The following is a 4051-nucleotide window of genomic DNA, read 5'->3' on the forward strand; positions in this document are numbered from 1 at the left end:
CGCTGAGCAATTCCGTGCCCGCGCCGAGCAACTGGAACGTCAGGCCCAAAAGGCCGAGGCCGCGGGGCGCACCAAAGAAGCCGACGAGGCGAAGGCGAGCGCCGAGCAGTGGCGGCAGTGGGCTGAAGCCGCCGCCGACGCGCTGACCCGCAAGCCTTAAGGCTGCTCGCCCCCGGAGGGGTCCGGCGGTTTGTTCTCGTCGTGGTTCTCCAGGCTTTCCAGCAGCGTTTTGGACTGGTGATGCGCGGCGGCGCGGCGGCGCTGCTCCTCGGCGGCAAGTTGAACGATGGTGCGCGACCACACCACGCGCGCCCAGTGAAACGTCAGCACGATCACGGTGATCCACGAGACGATCAAGCCAACACCCGGACCTGGATGGCCCGCTGCCACGGTTTGCCGCGACCAGACCGCCAGCAGCCCGACCGCGCTGGCGACCGCCGAGCCGGCCAGCGCCACCCAAGCCAGCGCCCAGCGCCGGGTCAGCAACGCCAGCATCGAAAAGCCCACGCCGAATACCAGTGTGAGCCAGCCGAAGACCCGCGAGGGCAGCGCCAACGCAGCAGCGGCCGCGCCGTGGCTGGCGAAGAGCACATCCCATCCGCGGACATCACCGGTGTGCGGCAACATGAACGAGCCCAGCAGCACAAACACCAAGATCGCGACGACGAAACCCCTTACGCCGGGGTCGATCTCACGCGCGATGCGGCGCTCGGCATCCTCGATGTCGGACCGGAAGGCGTCGAATTCCCCCGAGTGCTCCCCGTCGTTCATCGGCCGCACCCAATGGGTTCGGCGGAAGGCGCGGGCCGTCCTATGCCGGGCATACCGAGACCGACGCCGCCGGGCCGCTGCTCGTACGCGTCACCGGCCGGGGTGCGGCGATGCGAGACGATGCCGGCGTCTGCGATGAGGTGGTGCGGCGCAGCGCCGGTGACCACGGTGGTGACGATGTCGCCGGGACGCACCCGCTGGCCGCCGGGCGCGAAGTGCACCAACCGGCCGTCGCGGGCCCGTCCGCTCATCCGCTCGGTGCGACTGTCCTTGCGGCCTTCGCCGGAGGCAACGAGCAGTTCGACGGTGTGGCCGATCTGGGCCCGGTTCTCCTCCAGCGCGATTTGCTCCTGCACGGCCACCAGCCGCTGGTAGCGTTCTTGCACAACGTCTTTGGGCAGCTGTCCGCCGAGGTCGGCGGCCGGGGTGCCGGGGCGTTTGGAGTACTGGAAGGTGAAAGCGCCCGCGAACCTCACCCGTCGCATCACCTCCAGCGTGGCGGCGAAGTCTTCCTCGGTTTCACCGGGAAAGCCGACGATCACGTCGGTGGTGATGGCGGCGTGGGGCATTGCCGCGCGAACGCGGTCGATGATGCCGAGATACCGTTCGGCGCGGTAGGAGCGCCGCATCGCACGCAAAATCCGGTCGGAGCCCGACTGCAGCGGCATGTGCAGGGCCGGGCAGACGTTGGGCGTTTCGGCCATCGCCTCGATGACGTCGTCGGTGAATTCCGCCGGATGCGGTGAGGTGAACCGGACCCGTTCGAGGCCGTCGATGCGTCCGCATGCCCGCAGCAGCTCGGCGAAGGCGCCGCGGTTGCGGGCCAACCGCGGGTCGGCGAACGAGACCCCGTAGGCGTTGACGTTCTGGCCCAGCAGCGTGACCTCGAGCACGCCGGCGTCCACCAACGACTGCACCTCGGCGAGGATGTCGGCCGGGCTGCGGTCGACCTCCTTACCCCGCAGCGAAGGCACGATGCAGAAAGTGCAGTTGTTGTTGCAGCCGACGGAAATGGAAACCCAAGCCGCATAAGCCGATTCACGGGCTGCCGGCAGTGTGGACGGGAAAATCTGCAACGCCTCGGCGATTTCTACTTGGGCGACCTTGTTGTGCCGCGCCCGCTCCAGCAGGGTGGGCAGCGACCCGATGTTGTGGGTGCCGAAGACCACATCGACCCACGGCGCCTTGTGCAGCAGCGCGTCTCGGTCCTTTTGCGCCAGGCAGCCCCCGATCGCGATCTGCATCTCCGGGTTGTGCCGCTTGCGCGGGGCCAAATGACTTAGGTTGCCGTACAGCTTGTTGTCGGCGTTCTCCCGGACGGCGCAGGTGTTGAAGACCACCACGTCGGCGTCGGCGCCCTCGGGCGCCCGCAGGTAGCCGGCGGCTTCCAGCAAGCCCGCCAATCGCTCGGAATCGTGGACGTTCATCTGACAGCCGTAGGTGCGCACCTGGTAGGTACGCGCCGACCCCGACACGGGCCCGGCCAGGCCCGCCGCGTCTGCCGCCGTCGAAGTCACGCGGCCCATGGTACGGCGGTTGGAGCTGGAGCTGGGCTACACCCGTCGACGCTCCCGCTCGGCCGCCAGCTCGGCGCTGACCACGTCATAGGCCAGGGTTGGGTCGTAACCGCGACGCACCAGCATCGCGGCCAACCGCCGGCTCACCCGCTCGTCATCGTCGCCCAAGGTCTCGCGCCGCAACCTGGCCCGCACGAGCTGCTCAGCGCGCTGCCGCTCCACACCGGCGTCGATTCCGCCCAGGACCGCGGTGATCACGTCGTCATCGACGCCCTTGCTATGCAGCTCAGCGGCCAGTGCGCGCTTGCCTTTTCCTGCATTGGCTCGCCGGGAATGTACCCAGTTTTCGGCGAAGCCGGTGTCGTCGACCAGTCCGACGGCGGCCAGCCGGTCCAGCACCCGGTCGCTGATGTCGGCCGGATATCCCCGTTTGGCGAGCTGGCCGGCCAGTTCCGCGCGAGTACGGGATCGCGCGGTGAGCAGACGCAGGCACAATGCCCGCGCCTGCTCCTCGCGAGACGGCTCAGAAATCGACGGGTGCGGGCAAGACGTCGTCATCGGTCACCACTGCGCCAATGCCGAGCTTTTCCTTGATCTTCTTCTCGATCTCGTTGGCCACGTCGGTGTTCTCCAGCAGAAACGTGCGGGCATTCTCCTTGCCCTGCCCGAGCTGCTCGCCCTCGTAGGTGAACCAGGAGCCGGACTTGCGGATGAAGCCCTGGTCCACGCCCATGTCGATCAGCGAGCCTTCCCGGCTGATGCCCTTGCCGTACAGGATGTCGAACTCGGCCTGCTTGAACGGTGGCGACACCTTGTTCTTGACGACCTTGACCCGGGTCCGGTTGCCCACCGCTTCGGTGCCGTCCTTGAGCGTCTCGATCCGCCTGACGTCCAGGCGAACTGAAGAGTAGAACTTCAATGCCTTTCCGCCCGTAGTCGTTTCGGGAGAACCGAACATCACGCCGACTTTCTCCCGCAGCTGGTTGATGAATATCGCCGTGGTGCCCGAATTGCTCAGTGCGCCGGTCATTTTCCGCATCGCCTGGCTCATCAGCCGGGCCTGCAGGCCGACGTGGCTGTCACCCATCTCGCCTTCGATTTCGGCGCGTGGCACCAGCGCGGCCACCGAGTCGACGACCAGAATGTCCAGCGCGCCGGAGCGGATCAGCATGTCGGCGATCTCAAGTGCCTGTTCACCGGTGTCGGGCTGGCTGACTAGCAGCGAATCGGTGTCCACACCCAGCCTCTTGGCGTACTCGGGATCCAGCGCGTGCTCGGCGTCGATGAACGCCGCGATACCGCCTGCGGCCTGGGCGTTGGCCACCGCATGCAGCGCGACGGTGGTCTTACCCGAGGACTCCGGGCCGTAGATCTCCACGATCCGTCCGCGCGGCAGACCGCCGATGCCCAGCGCCACGTCCAGCGCGATAGATCCAGTCGGAATGACCGAGATCGGTTGACGCACCTCGTCGCCGAGGCGCATCACCGAACCTTTGCCATAACTCTTCTCGATCTGGGCCATCGCCAGCTCGAGAGCTTTCTCCCGGTCCGGGGCTTGCGTCATGATGATGCCTCTCCTGTAGTCGGTGTTCGGTTGACCGGTATTGGTCAGTGGCCGTGACGCTAGAACAGCCCACCGACAAGTCGACGTCTTCGTACGCTCACCACAGTAGCGAACGTGTGTTCGACAGCAAGTAGGCGCGCCGAGCGCGTTGACTCGTCAGAAATGCGCGCGAAAGGGTGCTTCGTTGCCTCATCGAAAA

Annotated in this window: 4 protein-coding genes and 1 pseudogene; 1 reads left to right on the forward strand and 4 read right to left on the reverse strand. The window is 66.7% G+C overall.

Annotated elements, in window-relative coordinates; translation table 11 throughout:
* A pseudogene (locus ACFE99_RS23550) lies at positions 1-160 on the forward strand (DUF349 domain-containing protein); the annotation flags it as partial.
* Here ACFE99_RS23550 and ACFE99_RS23555 read toward each other — a convergent pair.
* From ACFE99_RS23555 to recA, 4 genes are read right to left on the reverse strand one after another with little or no spacing between them, the layout of a single operon-like run.
* Positions 157-771: a hypothetical protein gene (locus ACFE99_RS23555; RefSeq protein WP_375489078.1), complete on the reverse strand. Its 615-nt coding sequence runs from the start codon at positions 769-771 to the stop codon at positions 157-159. The pseudogene ACFE99_RS23550 and the gene ACFE99_RS23555 sit on opposite strands and share 4 nt — an antisense overlap.
* A complete protein-coding gene (miaB, locus tag ACFE99_RS23560; RefSeq protein WP_375489080.1) occupies positions 768-2297 on the reverse strand; it encodes a tRNA (N6-isopentenyl adenosine(37)-C2)-methylthiotransferase MiaB in 1530 nt (509 codons plus the stop codon). The genes ACFE99_RS23555 and miaB overlap by 4 nt, the downstream gene beginning before the upstream one ends.
* A 27-nt stretch (positions 2298-2324) precedes the next feature.
* Positions 2325-2846 carry a recombination regulator RecX gene (gene recX / locus ACFE99_RS23565; RefSeq protein WP_375489082.1) on the reverse strand — a complete coding sequence of 174 codons (522 nt, stop codon included), beginning with the start codon at positions 2844-2846 and terminating at the stop codon, positions 2325-2327.
* Positions 2812-3852, reverse strand: coding sequence for a recombinase RecA (gene recA / locus ACFE99_RS23570; RefSeq protein ID WP_375489084.1), 1041 nt, complete (start codon positions 3850-3852; stop codon positions 2812-2814). Before recA ends, recX begins: the two co-directional genes overlap by 35 nt.
* Positions 3853-4051 lie beyond the last annotated feature (199 nt).

It is taken from the genome of uncultured Mycobacterium sp. (assembly GCF_964249325.1).
GTDB lineage: Bacteria > Actinomycetota > Actinomycetes > Mycobacteriales > Mycobacteriaceae > Mycobacterium.